The following is a 25,264-nucleotide window of genomic DNA, read 5'->3' as shown; positions in this document are numbered from 1 at the left end:
AATACTTTGCTCAGCGCTCGCAGGGGACGCTGAGCGTCGTTTCCCCTTCAAATGCCCCCCACGGCCCAAAGCGTTGCTCGGTCAGAGAAACGTCGCCATTGTCAGCCAGCGTCAACCAGCTGGTGGCGCGGGTACCGTAGCGCTCGCCGACGATAAACGCCGCTGATAGCTGTTGTTCAAGCTCGGTGCCCACGCCGGTGTCCGGTAGCGCCGATATGGGCGCTTGGTGGGGATTTTGGAAGGCGGTTAGCGCCTTCCCCGGGAAGTGGCTGGGATCAACCTGTTCAAGCGCGGTCCTGGCCGATAGCAGTTTCGGCCAGGGGCTGTTGAGCGCCGCGTTAGACAGGCCGTGAACACCCGGTGAGACGTCGTGGAGCGACACCTGCTCGCGGCCGCGATGCAAGCACCAGAGCCGGGTAGGGGTGGCAACCAGCAAGTTGAACCCCGCATACGCTGCCGCTCCGCCTTCAGCAAGGCTGTTTAACCAGTCCATCATGTTGTCGCATTCCAAGGCCTGCTTGACCAGGTGCCCGCGGCTCGGCGCGCCAGGCGCTGAGATCAGGGCAGGATCACGAACATTGGTGATCGCCGCGACCGTGCCCTGATGGTTGGCTGCAAGCCAGCTTCCACCTGCCTCCAGGTCGCGCCCACCGACGAGATTGGGAACGTCCTGCCATGGCGCAAGGGGGGCTGTCGGGCGTGCGTGGAATTCATCGCGGTTGCCGATCAGTTGCAAAGGCGTTGCAGATCCAGGATGCCAGCGGAAAGCGATTAAACACATGGAGGGCTCATTTGTCAGGTCAGGCTAGTGTTTGCCAGGTGAGTGCTTCAGGCAGTGTGCACATGACACTCCAAGCGTCTCGACGTACACTTGCTGCCAGCCATTTCCTACACTAACGCAAATGGCTTTACAAATGTGTAGGTTACCGGGATGACGTATTCGCTTGTGTCGTTTTGCCAGAGAGGAAGGCGCTATTTTATGCAACCTAGTCAGCAGGAGCATTTCTGGAACACCTTGATATGGCCAGTGCTCTGGCCGTTACTGGTCGTGCAGGCCACCCTGGTGGTGCTTTGTGTGCTGGTGGTGTGGCTGGTGGGTTGGGTTTCGCCTGGCTATGCCTCATGGAGCATTTCGCTATGGTTGATGTTAGCGCTGCTGATCGGTAGCTGCTTGAACGTGGCAGCGTTTTTGATGCTGGTGAAATCGCGAGCCAAGCACAAAGAAGCGCGGCTGATGCAGCATTTGGCTGAGCTTGAGCGGCATACGCGAGCCATTACTCAGCAAACGTCGGCAGCGTCCGCTCAACAGGCGCCAGCGCTGGAAGAGTTGCCAACGACACCCCCGTTCGCACGCATTGCGAACGTTAGCCGCGTCTTGGCTAGCTTGTCGACATCAATGACGGGTTGTTCGTCATCGACATCAGGGGAGTCGGCCAGCGCTGACGAGGATGCTCAAGTGCTACTCGATGATCTGCATGACCAGCAGCAGCAGGTAAAACGTTTGCTTGCCGGGCGTGACCGTGCGCGAGAAGAGTCGCGGCTCAAGTCCGAATATCTGGGCTTGTTGCAACGCGAGACTGATGCACTGTTTGCGCGTTTAAGTGAGCAATTAAATAGTGAAGTCAGCGAAGATTGTCGGGCCAACATGCTCGAGGTACGCGAGCGAATCGCCGATATTCGGGCCTTGCTAATGAATCTGGTGCAAGACAGTGACGGCCAGAGTGAGGCTTCCGATACAGCGCCGGTGGCAACGTCGTTGCGCGTGCTGGTGGTCGATGATGGCCCCGTGAATCTTATGTTGGCGCGACAAATGCTCGAAAACCACGGCCTGCATGTGGAGGGCGTGAGCAGCGGAGAACAGGCGCTCGAGCGTCAACAGCAAAGCGATTTTGATCTTGTTTTCATGGATATTTTCATGCCCACGCTCAGTGGGCTGGAAACGACCCGTCGCTGGCGGGAGGTCGAAGCAGCCCAGGGGGGGCGCAAAAGCGTTCTCGTCGCCCTGACTGCGAACGCTGACAATATGGGGCAGGACGAATGCTTGTCTGCAGGGCTCGACGACCTGCTGACCAAGCCCTATCAGCCCGACACCTTGCTTGGCATCATTGCCAAGTGGTTTCCCGATAAACAACGGATACCGTCCGGCGAATGAGCACCCTGGCGACGACGTTACTCGGCTACTGGCTGCTTGGCGCTGTTGCCGGCACGATGGCGGGCCTTTTTGGCGTCGGGGGCGGGTTGATCATCGTGCCCGCTTTAGCTGCGGCCTTCACCCTGCAAGGGCTATCGCCTGATGTGGTGATGCATCTTGCCATCGGCACCTCGCTGGCTACCATCGTGGTGACAGGCACGTCATCGACATTGGGCCATTGGCGAAGGGGGAGTATCCATCTGTCCTGGTTTCTCGCCTTGCTGCCGGGGTTAATGATCGGTGCCATTCTGGGAGTGCTGGTTGCGGGGCAGTTGGCCGGACCGCTGCTGGGCACGCTGTTTGGTCTATTTGTCCTGTCGGTTGCCGTTAAAATGGCGCTGGGGTTCACGCCTTCACCACGCCAGGCTGCCCAACCCCCGCGCTATGCGATGGTGCTGGCCGGGAGTGTGATTGGTGGCGTGTCGGCGTTGTTTGGCATCGGCGGTGGCACCTTGGCGGTTCCCTGGCTGTCACGCTGCGGGGCGAGTGTGACCCAGGCGGTGGCGACATCAGCCGCTTGTGGTGTGCCTATTGCGCTATTGGGCACCGTCACTTTCATATGGATGGGCTGGGGCAATTCCCAGTTACCTTCCTGGGCCACGGGGTATGTCATGTGGCCTGCCTTTATCATCATCGTCATGACAAGTATCCCTTTCGCCCGGGTGGGCGTTCGATTGGCACACCGGTTGCCCAGCCATATCTTGCGTTGGGCGTTTGCGGCCCTGCTCACCGTGGTGGGGCTCAAGTTTTTATTGAGCTAGACATGGCGGAGAAAGACATTGTTGAGAAAGACATCATTAAGCAAAACATGGTTGTTGAGCCAATCGCGTCAATCCATTCAGACACATCAATAGACCCACTAATTAGAGAGCCTAGATGATTAATTATCCAACAATCGACCCGGTTGCCATCGCCATAGGGCCGCTGCAAGTTCATTGGTATGGGCTGATGTACGTCGTGGGGTTTGTGGCCGCCTGGTGGTTGGGTTGTCGGCGAGCGGCGCGAATTGGCTTGAGCCGAGACGATATCGGCGATTTGCTGTTTTACTGTGCCATCGGGGTGGTCGCCGGAGGGCGCTTAGGCTACGCGCTGTTCTATGGCCTGGGCCAGTGGGCGGACGACCCACTATGGGTGTTTAAAGTCTGGGATGGCGGCATGAGTTTCCATGGCGGCCTTATAGGGGTAATGCTGGCGGCCTGGTTCTTTGCACGGCGTAAGCAATTGGCCATATTCACGTTAACCGACTTTATTGCCCCGCTGGTGCCCATCGGGCTTGGCGCAGGTCGTATCGGCAATTTTATAAACCATGAGCTGCCCGGACGTGTCACCTCGCTACCCTGGGGAATGCCGTTTCCAGGCATGGGCCCGGAACCGCGTCATCCATCGTCCCTCTACGAAGCGCTGTTAGAAGGCATCGTGCTGTTCTGCATCATATGGTGGGCATCGGCCAAGCCAAAGGCACGCGGCTTTATCTCAGGCCTTTTCCTACTTTGCTACGGCGTTTTCCGCTTCCTGGTCGAGTTTTTCCGCATGCCCGATGCCCACATCGGTTTTATCGCCTTTGGCTGGGTGACCATGGGCATGTTGCTGACGCTACCCATGATCGCACTGGGCATCGTGTTGATAGCCTGGTCGCGCCAACAGCCGGTAGATGCAGTGCGATGAGTAGTGAATAGTGAGTCGTCAGTGGTTCACTGTTCGCTGACGGTCCACATGTATAGAATAGACGTTAATTGATGACTTGATCTGGGATTACTGTGACTGCAACGACGCCGATGAAAGAGGCTCTCGAACAGCCCTATCTGGATTTAATGCGACTGGTATTGAATCAAGGGACCGATCGCCATGACCGCACCGGAGTGGGTACCCGCTCGGTGTTTGGCCACCAAATGCGCTTTGACTTGTCGCGTGGGTTTCCGCTGGTGACCACCAAAAAGCTGCATTTGCGCTCGATTATTCATGAGCTGCTGTGGTTTTTAAAAGGCGATACCAACATCGCCTACCTGAAAGACAATGGTGTGCGTATCTGGGATGACTGGGCGGATGAAAACGGTGACCTGGGGCCGGTTTATGGTTACCAGTGGCGTAGCTGGCCCGACCCCAAAGGCGGCAGCGTTGATCAAATTGCCAATGTACTGGAGCAGATTCGCACGTCGCCCCAGTCGCGCCGCCTGATCGTATCTGCCTGGAATCCGGCCCAAGTGGACGATATGCAGTTGCCGCCATGTCACTGCCTGTTCCAGTTTTACGTGTCGAACGGACGGCTTTCCTGCCAGCTCTACCAGCGCAGCGCCGATATTTTCCTGGGCGTGCCGTTCAATATCGCAAGCTATGCCTTGCTGCTGAGCATGGTGGCCCAGGTGACCGGGTTAAAGCCTGGTGAGTTTGTGCATACCCTGGGCGATGCCCACCTTTACAGTAATCACCTGGCGCAGGCTGAGCAGCAGCTTGGGCGCACGCCCAATGCACCGCCGCGGCTGAACCTGAACCCTGAGGTCAACGATCTCTTTGCTTTCCAGTTCGACGACATTGAGATAGTTGACTATCAGCCGCACCCTCATATCAAAGCCGAGGTGGCGGTATGAGCCAGTTCGAACCGCTGGTGCCCGTGGCCATGATTGTGGCAATGGCGAAAAATCGCGTCATCGGGGTGGAAGGGCAGCTACCCTGGTATTTGCCCGAAGATCTGAAGTTCTTCAAGCGCATGACCCAGGCCAAGCCACTGGTAATGGGGCGCAAGACCTTTGCCTCGATTGGCAAGCCGTTGCCTAATCGGTTAAACATAGTGGTGACCCGTCAGGAAACATTCGTTCACGAGGGCGTTCGGGTCTGTCATGACCTGCCCGCGGCGCTTGAGCTGGCTGATCAGCAGGCCACCATTGAGGCGGCTGAGGAGATCATGGTGATGGGGGGTGGGGAGATATATCGTCAAGCCTTGCCGTATGCGACCCGGCTTTATGTCACAGAAGTTGACATCGAGGTAGAAGGTGATGCGTACTTCCCCCTGTTAGACCCCAACGAATGGCGCGAAACGCAACGCGTGGCCGGGCAGCCTAACGAACAGCAGCCTGATTATGCGTTTGTTACTTACGAGCGCATCGTGGCAGAAGCCTAGCTGTGTTCAAGCTGTGTCTAAAAGCACCGCGAAGGAGAGCCCAGGATGTCGGTTAGCACTAAATCGGTAAGCGCTGGATCAAGCCCTATGACGTTATTGGACGATCTGGAGCGGCGTTTGATGCTCACGCAGGCAGAGCTGGCAAAGTTGCGTGAAGAAAACGCCAGGCTAAAGCAGCAGTTGGCAGAAGCTCGCGGGTCGACGCCGCCGGAAGCTGAAACATCTGATGCGCAGCAGCCGTCTTTTGAGTTTGTTGAGTCAAATGAGCAAGCCAAGCCCGAGCGAGAGCCAACGGGAGCATCACCCGTTGATACACCCGCTTTAGAAGAAACCAAGCCCGAGCCCCCATCGCCGCATGCACTGCTGGCGCAATGGTACAAGCGCTACCCAAAAGCGTTTTTCAAGGGACATACCCAGCCGCTGAAAGTGGGTATACATCACGATCTGGCTGAGCGCGAGCCATGGTCGGGTAAGCTTATTCGCCGCACGCTGGCAAATTACGTCAATCTGCCGCGTTATATAAAGTCGGTGCGTGAAGGGGCCACGCGGATTGATCTGGAAGGCAACGAAGCAGGCGTGGTTGACGCGGAAGCCGCACGTCATGCGGCAGAAAAACGCGCTCAACAGGTGCCTTCCTCGTCGAGAGAAGCGACCGAGGTGCCCAAGGACGCTACATCACGCGTAAAGACGGCAAAGCCAAAGAAAGCCAAGAAACAAGCACCTGAAAAAGCGGGTAGCAACGCAAAAAATACACCGCCGGACGCTGACGAACCGCAGAAACAACTTAGCCTGGAAGATAAGCTCTTGGGCTTGCAGCAGAAATTCAAAGGGCGCTAGGACCCCGTTCCAGTGGGCTTGGTTCCAAAAAAAATCACAAATAATAAAAAAACAGTGTTTTTTTCTATTGCGTTCCTCTGAATCCCGGTATAGAGTTTGCCCTGCGAGCATTGGAATATAACAAGGTGTTGTTGAGGAAGTGCCGCATTGTATTGGGAACGCTCCCGTCAGTGACACAAGAGCACACCCAGCAGCCCGACTGCCGACCTTGGGTCGGACAGAAACGATCAAAACAGTAAGCTAGTTAAGGAACCTACACCATGAAAAAGACACTTTTAGCGACTGCTATCGCTGGTACCATGGCCGCTTCTGGCGCCCAGGCTGCCACCATCTACAACGAAGATGGCACCAAGGTTGACCTGTACGGCAACATTCAGCTGGCCTACTCGGACCGGGAAGATGGAGCTGGCGAGCGTGAAGACCAACTGGCTGATAACGGTTCTACCGTTGGTATCAATGCCTCGCACATGATTTCTCGTGACCTGACTGCCTACATGAAGGCTGAATGGGAGCACGATGCTGACGAAGCTAAAGTTGAAGATGGCATCGAAAACGGTGACCAAGCTTACGTCGGTGCTAAAGGTAGCTTCGGTGACCTTCGCGTTGGTTCTTGGGATCCAGTAATTGATGACTGGGCACAAGACAAGATCACCAACAACGAATTCGCTGATGTTTCCGACTCGTCTACTGACGTTGCTGGATTCGTTAGCAACCTTACCGGTGATGATTCTGCAATTGACCGTGAAGGTGACAAAGTTCAGTACATGTCACCAAGCCTAAATGGTTTTGATTTTGCTCTGGGCTTCCAGTACAAAGGCGAAGCTGAAACTGAGTCTGGTCAGGATCAAAACAGCAGCGGTTATGTAACCCAAGATAACGAAGCTGCCTTCTTTGGTGGTGCGCGTTACACCATTGAAAACCTCCAGTTAGCCGCAATCTACGACTCGCTGGACAACTATACGCTGGAAAACGCAACAACGGGTGAGAAAGCCGAAGCTGATGCTTACGCCCTCAGTGCAGTATACGGCCTAGGTGCCACCACGTTGGCTGCTAAATATGAGCGTACCAATCTGGAGCTCGGCAGCGATGATGGCGAAGTTGATCGTTATGGTGTGAGTGCTCGCCATGGTTTCAACTTCGGTGATGTCTATGCAGGCTATCAGTATGTTGACGCTGACAATGCTGCATCAGTAGTTGATTCTGGCTACACCGGTACGACTTCTGACGAAAGCTTCAACGAGTTCCTGATCGGCGCGAACTACGGCATCAGCGACAACATGTACGTATGGGCCGAAACCGGCGTATATGACCGTGAAGAAGACGCTAAAGACTTCGTCGCAACAGGCGTTGTCTACAGCTTCTAATTCTTGTTCCTTGCGAACAAAGCTGTAATGATCGAAGCCGGCCCTCTGGGCCGGCTTTCTTGTATGTGGAATTTATCGGGTGTTAAAGGAGAATCGTCATGGTCAAGCGGTATGTGATCAACCTCGGCGTGCTGCTGGTAACTGCCAGCTTGCCTGTATGGGCGCAAAGCCCCGCCGAGCAGCGTAGTCTCGAGGCCGCCGGTCAAGTGGATGTTTCCAAGTTCTTTTCTTCACAAACGGATGCGCGCAGCCGTACCTTTCCCTTCCGTGGCGAGCAAACCCATACGTTTACGGTAACCGACACCGGTCGTTATCAATTGGTTAGCAGCCCCGTAGGCGGGGACAGCGATTATCGTATTTCCGCATCGCTCACCGATGAGCAGGGTAATGTGATTCGACAGGAAGAGGCCTTTGGCCGCAATGGCGGACTGGAGATGACCGTTGAGCTGGAGCCCGGTGAGTACACGCTTGCGACCGAAGCCCGGAAAATGGGATCCACCAACTCTGGTGCGAACGGCTATCTGATTCAAGTGGCAGGGCTTGATGCCTCTGGCAATCGCGTAGCGCAAGGCGCAAGCGGCATTGATGACGGGGATGATGCCATTTTTGGCCAGTCAGGTGACTCGGGGTCAGTATTTGTAAGGCCGGGTGCTGCATCGATTGCGCTTGATAGTGAACGCCAGCCTGATGAGCCGCAGGCCACGCCTGACAATGCGTCTACCACTAGCTCAACCGAGGAAGCGGACGATGCCGAGCGCGCCGGAGCAAGCACGCCCGATACCATTCTGGCGGACGTGCGGATTGCTTACGAGGGTGAGGTGGTGACCTTTACGCTGGATGAGCCAAGCGATGTCCAGATTGACAGCTCTACCTTTCCAGGCAACGAGGGCAGTTACCGTCTAGAGGCCCGCTTATTGGATGCTCAAGGTGACGTGGTTGCACAAGATCAAGGATCGGCTGTCGCTGGAGACTTTTCCATCAGCGAGCGCTTGGCACCAGGTGAATATCGGGTATGGGTCGAAGGGCGTCGTATCGGCTCTATTCAAGGCCGTGATTCCACTTATCAACTGCGTGTTGAGGTAATGCAATAACCCGCATTGTGATTGTTTTTCGTCTTGATGGTACATGTGAAGCCCCAGTCATGCTGGGGCTTGAGGGTCGAAGCGTATTTGCTGCTTATCGGTTATCGAAGCCAGCTTATCCAATATGGCTATCTATTCTCTTCCCCTTCCTGTTTAAAGCATCTTGTGGGGATGCTGCCGATTCTGCTGACATAATTATTTTGTGGTAAACGCTCATACAACGGTACTATAAGCCGATACACAAAATGAGACATTAATGTACAACCTTGAATATTCGGCAAAGTAAGCGAGGTGCGCGGGTTTGGTTCGCTGGTTAACACGCAAAACTTGCATCGTCTCGCTTCAGAACCGAATGCTGATGGGGCTGGCAATTACCTGGCTACTGGTGGTGATACTGGTATTGGGAATGGCCTGGCAGTTAGGCAATTCTATGGTAAAGGCCACCAATATGGCGCACTTGCGCTATGAATCGACGTTGGTGGCTGACGAGGTTACCGAGCAGATAGAAGCCCGTATTGACGCGTTAAGTCGTCTCGACAGCCAGGTTGAGGACGATGAGACTCGTGACGCCATGCGCGCCACCCTGAAACGCAATGAGGCCCTGATGGCCTGGTTCGAAGGTGTCATCGTCGCCAATAAAGAAGGGCAAGTGATTGCCGATTGGCCGAATGTTGCCGGGCGTGAAGGGTTGGACACCTCTCATCTGGAATACTTTCAAATGCTGCGTGGCGCACAAAGGCCTTATGTCAGTGAGCCCTTTGTGGGCCGTGCCAGCGGTATGCCCATGGTCTTGATTAGCGTACCGCGTACTGATGATCGCGGCGCGTTTAACGGCTTTGTGGGTGGCATCGTCAGTCTTGATTCCGGTGGCCTGTTTGATCGCCTATCCCGCGTCAGGCTGGGGGAAGAAGGCTATGTTGGGGTGGCGACGGCGTCGGGAAAGATCCTTTATCACCCTAACCGAGACCTGATCATGACCGATGTGCCGGACAGGGATTTCAATCCCTGGCTCAATCTGGCATTGGATGGTTGGGAAGGTGAGGCCATCGGCTCGCTACTTAACGGCCAGGAGGGTTTTCAGTCTTACGGTCAGGTTTGGCCGGCAAACTGGGTCGTCGGTCTTTACTTGCCCAGTGAGCAAGCGCTGGCGCCGTTGAATGATTTTCTGCAGCGCCTGTGGTGGCTGGGTCTTGCGCTGACATTGTTGATGTTGCCGGTGCTCTGGTTGATCCTGCGCCGCATGCTGTCGCCGTTAAAACATTTGGCCAAACAGATCGGTCAAGTGGGGCGTGGTGAGCGTGCGCGCGTGGAACTCGGCACCAGGATGCAAGAGTTACAGCACGTGGCGGGTACCTTCAACCGCGTTGAAGACGAACGTCAGGTCTTAATGACCAATCTTCAGGAACGTGAAGCTTTCCTTGACTCCGTGCTGAATGCCACCCCCCAAGGCATGTTCGTGGCCAATTTTGACGGCGATATTACCTACATGAACCCTGCGTTGCTGGATATGCTCGATATTCAGCCGAATACGCCGATGAACGCTTGGTTACGTCAAATTCACGCCGATGACCTGAGTGGCGCCACGGATATGTGGCAACATAGCTTGAAATCCGGGAGCGATTTCGTCCGACAGTTACGTTTTATTCGCAATGATAAAGAAACGCTGTGGCTGGATATTCACGCTAGGGTAGTCATGCTCTCCCAGGGTGGCCATTCGCTGGGCTTGGTAGGTGTGGTCAAGGACATTACTGAGCGTCGCGAACAAGAGGCCATTCAACGCTGGGAGGCCGAGCATGATCCGCTGACCGGCTTGCTTAATCGGCGAGGTTTCGAAAGGCGCCTTGATGATGCCTTCGCTGAGTTTCAAAAGACCAGTACGCCTTCGGCGCTATTGTTGTTTGACCTTGACCACTTCAAGCCGATTAATGATGAAGGCGGTCATGCGCTGGGTGATGAAATGCTTAGGCGCATTGCCCAAGTGGTGGCCTGGGAGGTGCGCCGCAGCGACCATGTTGCCCGTCAAGGCGGTGATGAGTTCGGCGTTCTGCTGCCCAGTTGCACCTTGAGTCAGGCACGAAAGATAGCGGAATCCCTGTGTCAGTCTGTTGGGGAAATTTCGGTCGTTCACGAAGGCAAGGAATATAGCGTAACGCTCAGTATTGGGGTCACGACCTTCCATGAGGATGATGGTAGTACTGATGACGCAGTGGCGCGTGCCGACGCCGGCAGCTACGCGGCGAAAGACAAAGGCCGCAACGGTGTGGTGATCAATTTGCACGACGAAACAGACACTGACGCTGTCCATCTCTTTGAGTAGTGTCCAGCCTCTCAAACCTTCCATCTCCCTAAACAATCGACAAATCTTCGCCAACCGTAGAATATAAGCAGGTGCTGTTCTTGCTATCTGTACTCAGGAAAAGAGATGGTCGCCTGTGAGCCTATTTGAACTTTTTGCCCGGACCCTTGATGTCACCCTGCCGGTCTTTGCCATGGTATTTATTGGTTTGGGCTTAAAGCGACTTGGCTGGATTGACCGGGCATTTGTATCCACTGCCTCTGCACTGGTCTTCAAGGCGACCTTGCCGACGCTGATCTTCCTGAGTTTGATTAAAGCCGATCTGTCGGTGGCACTGGATATACCGCTATTGGTGTTTTTCGCCCTGGCGACGCTTTGCCAATGTGCACTCAGTTGGGTGTGGGCGAGCTTCCGGATCCCACGTGAGGAACGCGGGGTCTATGTGCAAGGCGCGTTTCGCGGTAATTGTGGCGTGGTGGGTCTTGCCTTGGCGGCGGGCATGTACGGCAACTATGGCCTTTCGGCAGGGAGTTTATTACTGGGTGTTGTCATCGTTACATACAACGTTCTTTCGGTCGTGGTGCTGGCGATGTACCAGCCTGGCCAGGCCACCGACTGGCGAAGTCTGCTCTGGAAGATCGTTACCAACCCGCTGATTATCGCCGTAGTCGCCGCATTGCCATTTACCGCCTGGTCAGTTGAGTTGCCCCGTTGGTTGATGACATCGGGTGATTATTTTGCCTCTCTTACGTTGCCGTTGGCATTGATTTGTATCGGAGCCACCCTGTCGGTGAGGAGTCTGCGAGATAGTCAGCAGGTTGCGCTAAGCGCCAGCGTGATGAAAATGGTCATTCTCCCCGTGTTAGCGACCGGGGTTGCTTGGCTGATAGGCTTTTCCGGGCAATCGCTGGGCTTGCTTTTCCTGTTCTTTGCCAGCCCCACTGCGGCAGCCAGCTTTGTCATGGTCAAAGCGATTGGCGGTAACGTCGCCTTGGCAGCCAATATCATCGCCATCACCACACTGATGGCCAGCGTGACGGTAACTGTCGGGATTTTTGCGTTGCGGTTGCTCGGCTGGATATAGCCCATACCTTGGCCTGAGTTGGCCGAGACGGTATACTCTTGCTCCGATAAGTCCCTGTAGCTCAGCAGGATAGAGCAGCCGCCTCCTAAGCGGCAGGTCGCAGGTTCGAATCCTGCCTGGGACGCCATAATAAGTGGTTATTGCTTGCCCCCTTCGTCTTAGAACCCTTGAATTTTATTATCTGTCGATACGCCTTCTTTTTGTCGTTGTGTCTACATTGACCATTACCGTCTCTACCTGCTGACTTCTCTGATTGATAAGGCGGGGGGCTTATGAACGCCTAGTAATCGTCATAACCGTTTAACAACAACGTTGCTCTATAGATTGCCCGCGTAGTACTTTTTGATTACGGTCCTTGAGGACATTACGTGTGACATTGCCTTTAGTGGAGAGGTGGCCTTTCCCATGAGCGCGGGAAACAAAATACCTTCGATATGCTTTGATAGCGATCATTTCGAACCACAAGATCGTTTCGATGCGTGGCGGGCGAATATAGCGCCGGTATATGATGTTGAGCCACTTGATGATGCACGAGCCTTTCGGTCACGTGTTGACGCGTATCAGCTACGCGACATTATGGTAGGTAATGTTTTTACCCGTCCTCAGCACTTCCAACAGGCGCATCCTTCTGAGCGGGTCGATCATATTCTTGTGCAGGTGCATCGTTTCGGAGGCTATACAGGCAATCTTGATGGTGAAGAGGTCCGCGTATCCCCTGGTTGCGTTTCCATTGTCGACCTCGCGCGACCGCTAGAAACACGCTCTAATAAGACTGACATTATCAATGTTATTAATGTAATGGTGCCGCGTAGTCATTTCGACAGCTATCCTGCGTTCCTAAATGCGGCCCATGGCATGGTTCTCTCGCCAAGCAGAGGAAAGTTTCTTGCGGACTATTTGGAAGCCTTGATCCAACGCCTACCGGAGGTTGAATGCCGTGAGTCGTCCGATCTAGCCGATATCACCAGTAACATGATTCTGGCATGTGCTTTTCATGACGCTGAGGCACAGCAGGTTGTTGGCTCTGAGCTAGACGTCTTGGCCCGAGAGAGGGTCAAGCGACTTATCGAGAGCTCACTGGCGTCGCCACAATTGACACCGGATTGGTTGTGCCTCAAGGCGGGTTTGTCGCGTGCCAACCTATATCGTTTATTCAGCATTGAGGGCGGTGTAGTGCGCTACATTCAGTATCGCCGAATGGCGCGTATCCGCCGATGTCTGGAAGACAGCAAGGAGCATCGTACAATCGGTGAGCTGGCCGAGCATTATGGGTTTACTAGCCAGGCGCATTTTTCCAGACGGTTCAAGAAAACCTTTAATGTACTCCCTGGTGAGGTACGTCATGCAGCACAGCGTTTGTCCATACAACAAGACGATGACTCGCCCTATTTGAGCCGTTGGTTGCGTCAGCTCGGACGTTAAAAACGGTTCCCCTCCCGCAGAATATTTGACCCCACGTCTCTTTTTTCCCTTCTGAATTGCCCATGTGTCTCAAACCTACGCTTATGGGTTGGAGGATACAACGCCACCTGCTAAAAATAGGATGTGTTACATCATGTCACCCTAAGGTATGAAGATATGCCTGAGGTTGCCAGTACTATGTAGCGAATACGTATCAACGGGGTGCTAATGATATCCGATGGTTTGTATTTGTTTCTAAATGTATCTTTTGCTAGCGTTTCATTTACAGGCTTCCGTAAGGGTGGGTTGGGTTTGTTAATACCTCCGACCACGCTGTTCTCATGACTGGCAACACTGGAAATGCGTGATCAGCCAGAAGTTGACTTCTCCATGCCATTCGACGAATCGACAAAACCGGGATAAAAACCAATGCTCGATAGAATCTTCCACCGGCAGCTTCATAGAGTGCTTCCAGCTTGCACCGGCGCTTTTTTTGCGTTGGCCAGCGCGCCGGTCTTGAGTGCTGGCTTGCTGGATGTCTATAAGATGGCGAAGGATAACGATCCGCGCTATCAGGAAGAGTTCTACGGCAAGAATGCCACCGATGAACGTTATTATCAGGCGCGTGCCGCGCTCTTGCCGCAAATCAGCCTATCGGCAACCCAAACAGAAACCAGTCAGGACATTGTCAGTTCGGATAATGAAGAGTATGCGAGCGGCAGCACGTCATATCCAAGTACCCGTTACGGCGCTTCTATCGAGCAATCGATCTACGATTATTCCCGCTGGGCAGCCTTCGACAAAGCCAAGGCGGAAATCAAGCAGGCAGCCTCGGAACTGGAGGTGGCCAGGCAGGACCTGTTCTTACGGGTGGCAGAACGCTACTTTAATGCGCTTTCTCTTTACGAAACGCTTACCTATCTGAAATCAGAGAAGACAGCGGTTAAGACCAATCTTGAAGACATCAGGGCACGTTATAACGATGGCCTGGTCCGTGAAGTTGAGCTACTTGATGCGGAGGCTCGATTTCAGCAGGTTGATGCGCGAGAGATAGAGGTCACCAATCAGTTGCGTGACGCGCTGGAAGGCCTTGCTGAAATTTCCGGAAATCGTCCTCGTGCTTTGCAGCCTGTGACCAATGAGCTGCAACTGGAACGGCCAGACCCAGACTCGGTGGAAGCCTGGGAGGAGTTGGCTCGAGAACGGAGTCCACGTTTGAAAGCGGCTTTATTAGCTACGGATGTGGCATCCGAGGAGCTAAACGAAAGCCGTGGCGGTCATTTCCCCACGCTCGACCTTAGTGTCAATTACGAAAGTGACGAGACTGAAGGCTCGCTCTTCGGTGGCGGCAGCGAAGTTGAGTCACAGGATATCGCTTTAACCCTGAACGTCCCGGTATATAGCGGCGGACGTACCTCTTCACAGGTGCGTGAGAGTGAAAGCTTGATCAATGCAAGTGAGTCGCGGCTGGAACGTGTCAATCGTGAGTTGAATCGTGAAATACGCAGCGGCTATCAGGGGATTCTGACCGCAATGTCCCGTGAGCGGGCGTTAGAAAAATCGCTGCAGGCCAGTAAGCGAGTGGTCGAGTCGCGGGAAGTCGGTGTTGAAGCCGGGACGACGCCGGTGATCGATCTGCTTGATGCCGAACGAGACCTCTTTTATGCCCGCAGCGAGTTGGCCAGTGCCCGCTACGATTATCTGATGAGCATTCTCAGTCTCAAACATGCCGCTGGGGTCATCAACGCTGATGATCTATCGCAGATTGATGCAATCATGGGAGAGGAAGTCGATGTCCTCGCCGTTGGCCAACGCTAATTCCGGTACACATGAGGCCGGTTATCACGCCTCCGAGGTGATTCAGGGAATGCTGGAAACCCTGGCAGTTCCCTACCTGAGCGAGCGTTCAGTGAAATGTCTCCCAGGACGCTGGTCGAGTCAGCGCTGTCTATTCAGTGTTCCCATGAATGCTGTGCCGATTGACGTGTTGTCCCCGGCACTTGAGCAACTGCTCGCTGATCTCGGCATGTCCGCCCAAGAGGTAGAAGAGTGCCTGGCGCCGCTCAACCAGAAAGAGCGGTCAGGCCCAACGCTATCCCGCCCGCATTATCTGCATCTGGGGGTTGAAGGCGACCGCTGCAAAATCTACTGGGAAACCAAGCGCCCAGCCTCGGTCCCCAAGGAAGCACGGTTCGTGCTTTATCGGGCCTGGAAGTGGCGGGCTAACGAATCAGCAGCGCGTTCCGACTATGTGCTGCTGAAAACGGCTCGTGAGGCACGTCTTGCCATAGAGCAGGCACTATCTTTCGTGCCAACTTGCCCAGTGCACGATGTGATCGAACAACTGCAGGTTAGTTTCGCCTTGCAGCAAGCTCCATGGCCACCGTTGACCGTGCGCATTGAAGAAATGCAGAACGGTTGCCCCACTGGCCGTGACTCCTTAAATCTTCATTTGCATCGCGCCTCGCTGCCGTTGGGCATCATCGCCGGCACGATGTTTTCACTTGCCCGCGAATGGCAATCGGCACCGCGTGACACCTTGATCACCTGGATGGCAAAGCACGGCAACGAAGTGCTGAGTAATCTGTCGTTCGGTCGTAATGAGGCAGGTCAGTCTTTCCTTACCTGTTATTACGGAACGGCGCGTCATCAACCCAAGATGAACACCAACCCCCGAAACCACAGCGACCGCTTTCCCGGTGACACCTTACGCGCTCGGGAGCGATCAACTTCAACCGCCTGACACATCACTACGTGGAGATCTCCATGGCAACTCAACTATTGATTTACCGCAACGTGCAGCCTATCACCCGTGACAAGCACGGCGACCTTTACCTGAAAGCGGGCAAGGACTTCGTGTTTGCCAAAGAGGTCAACTCAGTGCCTCTCATGGCGGCAGAGTTTCCGGCGGCAGCCAGCGATCTGCCGATTGTTTTCACCGATGCGGATGACGGGGTACTGCCGGTTGCCGTGTTGGGTATTGAGCGAGATGTCAATCTGATGGTCGACAATGACAATCGCTGGCAGGGCGAGTATGTGCCCGCTTTCTTCCGTCGCTATCCATTCGTGTTCGCTTCCTCATCGGATGGTAAGAGCTTCACGTTATGCATTGATGAAGATTACGAAGGTATCAACGGCGAGGGGCGCGGCGAACGTCTGTTCGATGCCGATGGTGAGCAAACGCAATACCTCTCTCGTGTACTCTCCTTCCTGCAGGACTATCAGGCGCATTTCCAACGTACCCGTGCTTTCTGCCGTCGTCTGGTCGAGCTGGATCTACTCGAATCGGTGGAAGCGCAGGTTCGCCTGCCCGAAGGAGGGCGTCGTACGCTGACTGGTTTCAAGGCGATTAACCGTAACAAACTCAAAGAGCTGTCTGCCGAGCAAGTGCAGACGTTGATGAAGAACGACGAGCTGGAATTGATACATATCCATCTGCAATCGATGCGCAATTTCAACCGCCTGACCCGGCTGGCAAAAGGCGGTGCGGCGCTGGATACCCAGGCCAAGCCGGATCCGGCTTCCGACGAGGACGCCGCTACTGACCAGGCAGCGCCATCAGGCGACGTCTCTTCTGCCGATCAGGATAACAACTCATTGCTTCACTGACGCTGTAACGACACCACCCTTGCCATTGCTTTATTGATCAGGAGTTTACCATGAGTCGCCCATTCCGCCCCCTCCGGAAGCAGCTCTCGAAACTCATCGCTCAGGTATCCCGGCGTAATAAACCATCCGCACGTGCCATGGCGGAACGTTCTGTGTTCCGTTTCGAAGGCCTGGAACCACGCATGCTGCTTTCCGCCGATCCCATCGCGGTGACAGCGAATGCCGGTGCCGATATGGAGGTGCGGATAGTCGAAGAAGCCAACGAGAAGATGGTTCAGGTCGTCAACCGCAATGGTGAGGGCGAAGATGGTGGCGATCAGGTCATGGGCGAAGCGAAGCTCGATGATTTGAAAGAACGTGATCGTGATAGTGACGACGAGGGAGATGTCCAGATCACTGGCAGCGATGACGATGACAGTCTGTCGTTTCATGAATCGGTATTGGAGGAAGCGAACGGACTGCTGATCACCTTCGATGCCGGTGACGGCAATGACACCTTGAATACGGCTAACAGTGAGGGGCTGATCGTCGATTTCAACGGTGGCGACGACGAAGATTATCGGGACCGCATTGTCGGCGATGAGAAGAGCCATGCCTGGACGGTGACTGGCGACGGCGAGGGGCAAAGCAAGAACGGTGACGTTACTTTCTCGGGAATCTCCGACATCGATGTGTCGGCCGGTGATGACCAGGAACTGCACAGCAGCCTGGAGACGACCTGGCAGGCCAATGATGAGCGCAACGTGACCATCGAAAACGTCACGCTGGAAGGTATCGATAAGCTTTATGGTTCAAATACGGCCACGCTGAGTTATGAAGCGTACAACGAAGGGGTGACGGTCGATCTCGGTGAAAACGAAGCGAGTGGATTCGAGGAAATCACAGGATTTCGTGATCTTATCGGCTCCGACGGTGACGATATCCTGGCCGGTAACGAACTTGATAACACTATCGATGGCGGCCAGGGTTCCAACCTGCTGATTTCTGTCGGCGGTGAGGACACCTTCGACAGTCAGGAAGGCGCTGACGATACCTACCTGATCGATCGGGCGAACAGCGATCTCATCCTGAGCAGCGATGGTGACGACGCCACGCTTGATATTGGCGATAACGAAAGCATGTCGTTCACTGGTCATCCGACCGAAATCATTCTGGGAGCCTCCGGTACCGGGCAGACACTCAATGCCTCCGGCTATGGACTCGGAGGGGTTACCTTCCAGCTACGCGGTGAGAACGTCACTGCGATCGGTTCCAGCCAGGATGATCTTTTCGTCCTTTCACCCGATGGAAGCGGGGAGATTCAAGGCAATGGCAATAGCGACGAAGGCGATAAGGTCGAGTTGCAAGCCGATGTCGACATGTCTCTCGATGATGAGGGGCTGACAGTCGGCACGGGGGGAGCACCCGCTTATACGTTCAGTGATGCCATCGAAATGGCTACTTTGATCGGCGGCGACAGCAATAACACCCTCGATGCCAGCGGCTTCTCTGGCGACGTGCGCCTGGAAGGGCGTGGCGGTGACGATACGCTGTCAGGCGGCAGTGGCAACGATCTGCTCGATGGTGGCGCAGGCAACGATACCCTGGAAGGCAACGGCGGCAATGACGTCCTGTTCGGCAATGCCGGGGATAACGAACTCACCGGTGGCGGCGGCGACGACACCGTCATGGGCATCTCGGATGGCTGGATGGACCTCGACGACAGCGAACTCATCCATACCGACCAGCTCGAAGAGCAACGCCTGACCTGGGATGGTGGTTCCGAGGAGGAGGTTGAGTTCCATTTCGATGGCGATGTCAGTGCGATAAGCCTGGCAGCCAATGCCGAGGCGCTGGAGATTCAGCGTGCCATCGAAAGCATCGACGGTATCGGTGACGGTAACGTCCAGGTTGCCCGAGAGTTTGGAAAAGACAACAACGGTGATGTCGAGGAAGTGAACTGGACGGTACGGTTCGTCGGTAAGTTCGCCGAGGAAGAGTCGGAACTCGCCCTGTTGGGCGTAGCCGCCGCGGGAGCGGGCACAACATCCGATTCCTTCCGTCAGGTCAAGGAAAATAACCGCCAGAAACGCCGTATCGGCACGGATACCCTCAACGACACATTCAGCGATGCCGTTCTGCAGGCCGATGGCGGTGACACAACCCTTGATGCCAGCGATTACCAGGGAAGTGTCTATCTCGAAGGTGGCAGCGGTAACGACACCCTGATCGGTGGTCAGGGCGAGAGCGAGTTCAATGGCGTTGCCGGGAACAATATCCTGATCGCTGGAGCCGGTAAGAACATGGTCACTGGCGGTGCCGGTGAAGACCAGTTGCGCCTGGGTCTCGCCGATGACATCACCAAGGTCACCCTGGATGGCGAGACGTTCACGCTGACCGATGAGGCTGACGAAGAGACTGAATCCACCTACGAAGCGATCGATAGCGTTTCGGTGGTAGCGGATGAAAACAGTTCCAGTGATGTCACGGTGGATGCCAGTGACTTCAATGGCATCGATGCCACGACGGCCCTGGCCGATTTGATCTCGGCCAACGATTTCGAGGCGGTGTTTTCTGCCGAAGACGACGGCCAGGCGATCGACGAGGAAAGTGGCGAGATCCAGGGGGCATTGTCACTGGATATCACGCGTGGCAATGGTGAAACCTCGACGGTTGCACTGGACAGCGCACGGACATTAGGTGACCTGGTCGATATCTTCGATGCCATCGAGGGGGTCGAATCACGTGTCGATCGCGCCGACGGTCGCTGGATCGTCGAGGATACGTCCGGCGGTGATGGCGACCTGAGTGTCGACGTCCCCTCGGGCACGGCAATGGAGACGCTCGCCGATGCCCTTGGCATGTCGCTGAGTGGCTCGACGTGGCAGAGCGAGGGCTTCCAGGCCGGTGGCATCGACATGCAGATGCTGGGTAGCGGCACCTATACCCTGACCGGCAGTGACGGCGACGATCGCTTTGCGCTCGGCGCGGCCGCTGAGCACGATATCAGCGCAGGAGACGGCAACGACACTCTGGTCGTGACCCACGCCGGTGATATGACGCTGGGCAATGGCGAGCTGGCATTCGATCCTGATGGCGGCAATCAGATCGCCAGCTATAGCGGTATCGAGATCGCGGAATTGACGGTCAGTGACGGTGCCGGTGAGGCCACATTGGACGCCGGCGATTTCGATGGCGACTCGTTGCGCCTGACAACGTCGTCACAAGGCGAGTTGATTGGTTCCAGTGTGGCCGTGACGGATTTCGACATCGACGTCCAGGGTCTGTCTGCCAACGCTATCGACGTCACGGTCAACAATGACCAGAGCCGGGTGACGGCGATGACGACGCCGGCAAATGGTAATACACCGGTCACGGACCTCTCGGCGTTCGATGCCGTCTCGCTATCCGGCCAGGATGCCGAACTCATCTATGCCTGGTCGGACGATGTGACGCTGCAACTCGCGGATACCGACCTTGATGAGGATGTCACATTACAGGCCGCCGGGACACTGAAACTGGACGGTGCCGAGTTGAGCACCGATGGCAGTGAGATCGCCATTACGCTCGATGCCTATCGCATCGACGTGCTGGATACCGTCATCGAGACCGGCGGTGGCGATTTCGTCGCCAAGGCGAGCCAGATCAACATCGATGAAGGTGCCGTTATCGATGCCGGCGACGGCGATCTCGCCATCCACGCCCAACCCACGGGCTTTCTCAATGGTACGCCGTCGAACGGTTTCGTCGATGTCGGGGTCTTCGATCTGTCGGTCGCTATCGGCGATGCCGAACTCGCCGGTTACGACATCACCATCGATGCACGGGTCGTCGACCCGGACCGCTCGCTGTATAACGTCGATACCGGCAATGCCGTCATCGATGGGGCCGCCAATGAGCCACTCGCCTTTGTCGAAGGGCTGTCGCTGTTCGGCAGCATTTCCACGTTGATTGCTGATACCACCATCGATATCGGCAGTGATGCCATGCTACATGCTCAGCACAATATCGATATCGATGGCGAGATCCAGCTTGCGGCAAGTGTACTGCCGACCAAGGCGTGGGGGGTTGGTGTATCGGTTAGTACCCTTATCGCTCGTTCCAATATCAATGTTAGCGGTGAGTTGATCGCCGATGGCAAGGCACAGGGCGATGATTCCGAAGGTGGCAATGTCACCATTCATTCCCGTGTCGATACGACCCAGTCGGTGACGGCCATGCCCGAGGGTGTGAAAGGGTTTGCAGGTTCGGCTGCGGTAAGTGTGCTGGTGACCGAATCACGGGCCATGGTCTGGGATGACGCCGTCATCAAGGCGGGGGGAGATGTCGTTGTCGATGCCAAGACGATCGATCGCAACAGTACCTCCGCTACGTCCGGTGCCAGCAAGGGTAAGGTCGGGATCGCCGCCGCCATCAATGTCGAAACCGGCACCACGGAAGCGCAACTGGCCGGCCAGGTCGATGCCGAGGGGAATATCACCGTCGACGCCACGACGGAAAAACAAGCGATTTCCGGCGCTTACTTCAAGTACATTCCGACGTCATCCAGCGGCGTTTCGGCCGTGGCCGGCACGGCGCCGAGCAATCCGACCAGTGTGGTCGGCGGGCTGTCCAAGAGCTCGAAAGACCTAGCCAAGTCGCCGATGGCACTGGTGATGGATCCGCTCAAGAAGAAGCTTGATAGCTGGAGCGATACCCTCAGCGACAAGCTCAAGGTCGATCAACTCAAGCAGAAGTTCTCCAGTGGCGATGGGGAGGCATTCGATATCGCTGCGGCGGTGGCGGTGTCTGTCGACATCAACGACGCCGACGCCCGCCTGGGCACGACCGTGGATCGCGACGGCAACCCTCTCGACGATAGCGTACGCCACGATATATCGGCAGGCGGCGATGTCACCGTCAATGCATTGAGCAATCACCGCCCCAGTGTCAGCGCCTCCGGCTCGGCCGCCGAAGATTCGTCTGCCGGTAAACGTACCGAAGGCAATCCGCTCAAGAACAAGCTCAAGTCCGAGTTGCTCGAGGGCAATGACTCCAAGGCATCGGCCAGCGGTGACACAAAATCCAATCAGCAGTCGGCGAACGACAACCAGAGCAAGGGCGACACGAAGGCCAAGGTGGCGGTATCCGGCGCGGTCAGCGTGGGCTACCTCGATAACAGCGCCAACGCCGATGTCATGGGCAATGTCGACCTCGATGCCGATGGCGCCATTGCGGTGGATGCCCAGAGTCTCAACGAAGTCGACCTCGACAGTGTCTTCGGTGCCAACCTCTATAACGAGATTCGGGGTTTCTTCGACGACCCCGAAGATAACGTCGATCACGTCAGCACCGATGGTGGCGATGATGGTTTCACCATGCTCGAAAACGGTGACACCGTTCTGGTCGACAAGGATCATACCGCCGGTGGCGACGCCGGTAACGTCTATGAATTCACCGGCGATGATGCCACGGAAATGGCGCTCGGCGAGGTGGATTTCAGTTCCGGCGACTGGAGCAAGCTGGGCACCCCGCTGGAACAGCGGATTCCCGATCTGATCTCGACCATCTCGGGTTATTTCAGCGCCAATCTGGGGCTGACCGGGAGCTTCGATAGCTGGACGCAGGCTACGGCCTCGGGCGAGAAACTGGCGATCGCCGGTGCGGCCAACGTCTTCGTACTCAATCAGGACAGCGATGCCCGCATTCATGAGGGTGCCACCATCAATCTCGATGGGCAGAGCTCGGTGGATGATGTCACGCCACAGGATGGCCAGGATGTCTCCGTGACGGCGAATAACGCCAACGACATCTTTACGCTCGTCGGTAATCTGCAGGTGCCGGGACTCGGCGGTGCCGGCGAGTTCAGCGCCAAGTGGCTGGACGCGATCGCTCAGGAACCGGGGCTGGGAAGCGAGTCCGCGGGCAGCGCCATCGGCGCCGCTCTGACCGCCAATGTCCTGGGCAGCGAGGCGACGGCGGCAATCGAATCAGGGGTCGAACTGGTCGCCGATAGTCTCGATGTCACTGCCGATAACGCCAGCTTGTTGCTCGGTGTCGGGGCGTCCGGTGGTCAAGCCGGGAAAGTCGGCTTCAATGCCTCGGCGGTGGCCAACGTCGTCCAGAACGAGACGCACGCCACTATTGGCGACAATGTCTCCATGCACATCGGCGATGGCAGCGTCGGCAATGACAGTGACAATCCTGCCTTGCGCGTCAGCGCCAATGATGACAGTTATCTGATCAACCTGGTCGGCGGGATCGCCAAGGGTGATTCGGTCGGCATCGGTGCCTCGGTGGGGGTGACGGTCCTGGAGCGTGACACGCATGCCTTGATCGGCGATCCCGAGGATAGTGATTCCCCACTGGGTTCCATTCTGGTCGGTGGTGATGTCGAGGTCGGTGCCGACAACAGTGGCGTGGTCATCGATCTGGCCATCGCCGGGGCAGGTGCCGGTGGCAAGTCGACCCAATCGTCTTCCAGTGGCTCCGGTGGCGGTAGCGGGGACGACCCCGGGAAATGGCCCAACAATCAGGCCAACTATGACAACGTCATCGCGGAATTGCAGGGCAATCTCGGCCAGAGCGGCGGCGGTGGCACGGGAGGTCAGAGCAACAGCGGTGTCGGCCTGGCCGGCTCGGCTATCGTTCACGTTGGTGACGATAATACGTCGGCCACCATACGTGGCCTCGAAACACTTGATGTTGACGGTGATGTGTTGGTCGCGGCCAACGACGATACCCACCTCGGCCTGCTCGCGGGAGGTGGTGCGCTCTCGATGGGAAATGGCAGCTCAAGTGTCGCCGTCGCCGGGGCAGCCACCATTGCCGTGCAGCAGGGCAGTACCGAGGCCATTGTCGATAATGTAGCGACCCTGGACAGCCACGCTCTTGCCATTGATGCCGAGCGGGCCGGCTGGAGCGTGGTCTCAGCCGCGGCCGTGGCGGTCTCCACCAGCCAGAAGGGTTTCGGTGTTTCCGGCTCGGCCAGCGCACTGGTGTCGATGCGCAGCGTCAATGCGCGCCTGCTGACCATCGATGAAGGCGACCTGGGCGATGTCAGTATCAATGCGCGCGATGCCGCCAATAGCATTCTGGTGGCCGGCGCGGTTTCGGTTGCCGGTCAAGGAGGTGTCGGCGGCTCGGCGACAGTTTCCTACATCGCCCATGATGTTAAAGCCAGTGCCGAGTCGCTCGGTAGCGATTGGGATGATAATACCAGTGCCGATCTGACCGCCGATTCACTACAGGTTGTTGCCGACAGCGATTCGCTGGTGGTCTCGCTGGCGGGTTCCGTTGGTGTGGCCTATGGCGGCAAGGGAGCCGGGCTGGCCGGCACCATTGGCGTCAATATCGTCGCCAACGTGACCGAAGCGCGGGTCGACGATACCTATCTGGCATTGAATGACGGGGATGTATCGGTCGCGGCAAACGATCGGGCCAGCATCTGGGCGTTGTCCGGTGCCGTCGGTGTCGGGGGTACCGCAGGGTTTGGTGCCGGTATCGCGGTCAACGCCATCGGCCTGCCCGGTGTCTCGGACAGGGATCATCGCACGGAAGCCCTGCTGCAGGACAGTCGCCTGGCTGAGGCCGATGATGCCACGGTGTCCGCGACCAGTACTGGCCTTATACGGACGCTGGCCATTGGCATTGGCGCCAGTCAGAAAGTCGCCGGTGCGGGCAGTGTAGCGGCGAACATGATCGACAAGGAACTGAAAGCCCATAGCATTGACACTGACCTGGAGGCTATTTCCGGAAACGTCGGCGTCATTGCCAATGACAATACCCAACTGATTTCTATCGCCGGTGCAGTGTCCGGCTCTGGCAAGGTGGCTGTCGCCGGTAGTGTGGGCGTCAATTTCGTCACCAACAATCAGGTGGCGCGTATCGATGGAGGCACCATTGATGCCAAGGGCGATGTCCTGGTCGACGCCGCCGCCGATACTCTGCTGGTCTCCGTCGCCTTCGGTGGTGCCGGCGCCGGGACGGCCGGTTTTGCCGGGGCGATCACGGTCAACACCATCGCCGGCCAGACCCTGGCGGACGTCAAAGGTGGTGCCGACATTTATGGCGACGATATTACCGTCCAGGCCATGGACAACAACCGGGTGGTCGTGGTGGCACTGGGCGCTGCCGGTGGTGGCACCGTCGCCGGTGGTGTCTCGGCCAGTACCACCCAACTGGATAATGCCATTCTGTCACGCGTCAACGACGCCGAGCTGAATGCCGACAACGACATCAGCGTCCTGGCCGGCCTGGCCGATGAGGATGAACGTGGTGAGTTCGACTTGGCCAGCGTGGGTATCGATGTTGATCTGGGCACATAC

Annotated in this window: 16 protein-coding genes and 1 tRNA gene (1 of these 17 cut by a window edge); 16 read left to right on the top strand and 1 reads right to left on the bottom strand. The window is 56.3% G+C overall.

The window, feature by feature from the left end; translation table 11 throughout:
• Positions 1-10: 10 nt before the first annotated feature.
• Positions 11-781, bottom strand: coding sequence for an NRDE family protein (locus ADS46_RS06515; protein ID WP_066317859.1), 771 nt, complete (start codon positions 779-781; stop codon positions 11-13).
• Positions 782-979: 198 nt separating this feature from the next.
• Between ADS46_RS06515 and ADS46_RS06510 the strand changes: the two genes are divergently transcribed.
• The 16 genes from ADS46_RS06510 to ADS46_RS06435 all read left to right on the top strand — a co-directional run.
• A complete protein-coding gene (locus ADS46_RS06510) occupies positions 980-2,152 on the top strand; it encodes a response regulator (protein WP_066317857.1) in 1,173 nt (390 codons plus the stop codon).
• Positions 2,149-2,952: a sulfite exporter TauE/SafE family protein gene (locus tag ADS46_RS06505; RefSeq protein WP_066317854.1), complete on the top strand. Its 804-nt coding sequence runs from the start codon at positions 2,149-2,151 to the stop codon at positions 2,950-2,952. The genes ADS46_RS06510 and ADS46_RS06505 overlap by 4 nt, the downstream gene beginning before the upstream one ends.
• A gap of 115 nt (positions 2,953-3,067) precedes the next feature.
• On the top strand, positions 3,068-3,856 hold the full coding sequence (gene lgt, locus ADS46_RS06500) for a prolipoprotein diacylglyceryl transferase (RefSeq protein ID WP_066317852.1): 789 nt from the start codon (positions 3,068-3,070) through the stop codon (positions 3,854-3,856).
• Between the two features lie 92 nt (positions 3,857-3,948).
• Entirely contained in the window at positions 3,949-4,776 is an 828-nt protein-coding gene (locus ADS46_RS06495; RefSeq protein ID WP_066317850.1) for a thymidylate synthase, read from the top strand.
• Positions 4,773-5,306, top strand: coding sequence for a dihydrofolate reductase (locus ADS46_RS06490; protein ID WP_066317849.1), 534 nt, complete (start codon positions 4,773-4,775; stop codon positions 5,304-5,306). Before ADS46_RS06495 ends, ADS46_RS06490 begins: the two co-directional genes overlap by 4 nt.
• Positions 5,307-5,393: 87 nt before the next feature.
• Positions 5,394-6,143 carry a ProQ/FINO family protein gene (locus tag ADS46_RS06485; RefSeq protein WP_234346778.1) on the top strand — a complete coding sequence of 250 codons (750 nt, stop codon included), beginning with the start codon at positions 5,394-5,396 and terminating at the stop codon, positions 6,141-6,143.
• A 260-nt stretch (positions 6,144-6,403) separates the two neighbouring features.
• The gene (locus ADS46_RS06480) at positions 6,404-7,507 is read left to right on the top strand and encodes a porin (RefSeq protein ID WP_066317841.1); all 1,104 of its coding nucleotides are present in this window, start codon (positions 6,404-6,406) and stop codon (positions 7,505-7,507) included.
• A 98-nt stretch (positions 7,508-7,605) separates the two neighbouring features.
• Complete coding sequence (locus tag ADS46_RS06475; protein WP_082926009.1) at positions 7,606-8,598, top strand: hypothetical protein; 993 nt, start codon at positions 7,606-7,608, stop codon at positions 8,596-8,598.
• Positions 8,599-8,941: 343 nt separating this feature from the next.
• Positions 8,942-10,906 (top strand): diguanylate cyclase, encoded by a 1,965-nt coding sequence (locus ADS46_RS06470; RefSeq protein ID WP_066317838.1) that lies wholly within the window; start codon positions 8,942-8,944, stop codon positions 10,904-10,906.
• Between the two features lie 115 nt (positions 10,907-11,021).
• The gene (locus ADS46_RS06465) at positions 11,022-11,969 is read left to right on the top strand and encodes an AEC family transporter (protein ID WP_066317837.1); all 948 of its coding nucleotides are present in this window, start codon (positions 11,022-11,024) and stop codon (positions 11,967-11,969) included.
• 50 nt (positions 11,970-12,019) lie between these two features.
• Positions 12,020-12,096, top strand: a tRNA-Arg gene (locus ADS46_RS06460).
• Between the two features lie 278 nt (positions 12,097-12,374).
• Positions 12,375-13,391, top strand: coding sequence for a helix-turn-helix domain-containing protein (locus tag ADS46_RS06455; RefSeq protein ID WP_066317832.1), 1,017 nt, complete (start codon positions 12,375-12,377; stop codon positions 13,389-13,391).
• A gap of 408 nt (positions 13,392-13,799) precedes the next feature.
• The gene (locus ADS46_RS06450) at positions 13,800-15,188 is read left to right on the top strand and encodes a TolC family outer membrane protein (RefSeq protein ID WP_066317830.1); all 1,389 of its coding nucleotides are present in this window, start codon (positions 13,800-13,802) and stop codon (positions 15,186-15,188) included.
• On the top strand, positions 15,163-16,113 hold the full coding sequence (locus tag ADS46_RS06445; protein ID WP_066317828.1) for a hypothetical protein: 951 nt from the start codon (positions 15,163-15,165) through the stop codon (positions 16,111-16,113). Before ADS46_RS06450 ends, ADS46_RS06445 begins: the two co-directional genes overlap by 26 nt.
• Before the next feature lie 23 nt (positions 16,114-16,136).
• Positions 16,137-16,979: a SapC family protein gene (locus ADS46_RS06440; protein ID WP_066317826.1), complete on the top strand. Its 843-nt coding sequence runs from the start codon at positions 16,137-16,139 to the stop codon at positions 16,977-16,979.
• Positions 16,980-17,029: 50 nt separating this feature from the next.
• Positions 17,030-25,264, top strand: the 5' end (the start) of a protein-coding gene (locus ADS46_RS06435) for a calcium-binding protein (protein ID WP_066317824.1). The gene runs 18,282 nt beyond the window's last position; 8,235 of the gene's 26,517 nt are visible here — the first part of the coding sequence; it begins with the start codon at positions 17,030-17,032; the stop codon falls past the right edge of the window.

The sequence above is a fragment of the Halomonas sp. G11 genome, assembly GCF_001663515.1.
Classification (GTDB): Bacteria; Pseudomonadota; Gammaproteobacteria; order Pseudomonadales; family Halomonadaceae; genus Vreelandella.
The sequence above is the reverse complement of the archived record's forward strand: the minus strand, read 5'-3'. Positions and strand labels throughout refer to the sequence as shown.

What these genes read in the sequence shown, in the direction of transcription:
- ADS46_RS06515 (WP_066317859.1), bottom strand. Translation starts at nt 781, where the DNA reads ATGTGTTTAATCGCTTTCCGCTGGCATCCTGGATCTGCAACGCCTTTG.
- ADS46_RS06510 (WP_066317857.1), top strand. Translation starts at nt 980, where the DNA reads ATGCAACCTAGTCAGCAGGAGCATTTCTGGAACACCTTGATATGGCCA.
- ADS46_RS06505 (WP_066317854.1), top strand. Translation starts at nt 2,149, where the DNA reads ATGAGCACCCTGGCGACGACGTTACTCGGCTACTGGCTGCTTGGCGCT.
- lgt (WP_066317852.1), top strand. Translation starts at nt 3,068, where the DNA reads ATGATTAATTATCCAACAATCGACCCGGTTGCCATCGCCATAGGGCCG.
- ADS46_RS06490 (WP_066317849.1), top strand. Translation starts at nt 4,773, where the DNA reads ATGAGCCAGTTCGAACCGCTGGTGCCCGTGGCCATGATTGTGGCAATG.
- ADS46_RS06485 (WP_234346778.1), top strand. Translation starts at nt 5,394, where the DNA reads ATGACGTTATTGGACGATCTGGAGCGGCGTTTGATGCTCACGCAGGCA.
- ADS46_RS06480 (WP_066317841.1), top strand. Translation starts at nt 6,404, where the DNA reads ATGAAAAAGACACTTTTAGCGACTGCTATCGCTGGTACCATGGCCGCT.
- ADS46_RS06475 (WP_082926009.1), top strand. Translation starts at nt 7,606, where the DNA reads ATGGTCAAGCGGTATGTGATCAACCTCGGCGTGCTGCTGGTAACTGCC.
- ADS46_RS06470 (WP_066317838.1), top strand. Translation starts at nt 8,942, where the DNA reads ATGCTGATGGGGCTGGCAATTACCTGGCTACTGGTGGTGATACTGGTA.
- ADS46_RS06455 (WP_066317832.1), top strand. Translation starts at nt 12,375, where the DNA reads ATGAGCGCGGGAAACAAAATACCTTCGATATGCTTTGATAGCGATCAT.
- ADS46_RS06450 (WP_066317830.1), top strand. Translation starts at nt 13,800, where the DNA reads ATGCTCGATAGAATCTTCCACCGGCAGCTTCATAGAGTGCTTCCAGCT.
- ADS46_RS06445 (WP_066317828.1), top strand. Translation starts at nt 15,163, where the DNA reads ATGTCCTCGCCGTTGGCCAACGCTAATTCCGGTACACATGAGGCCGGT.
- ADS46_RS06440 (WP_066317826.1), top strand. Translation starts at nt 16,137, where the DNA reads ATGGCAACTCAACTATTGATTTACCGCAACGTGCAGCCTATCACCCGT.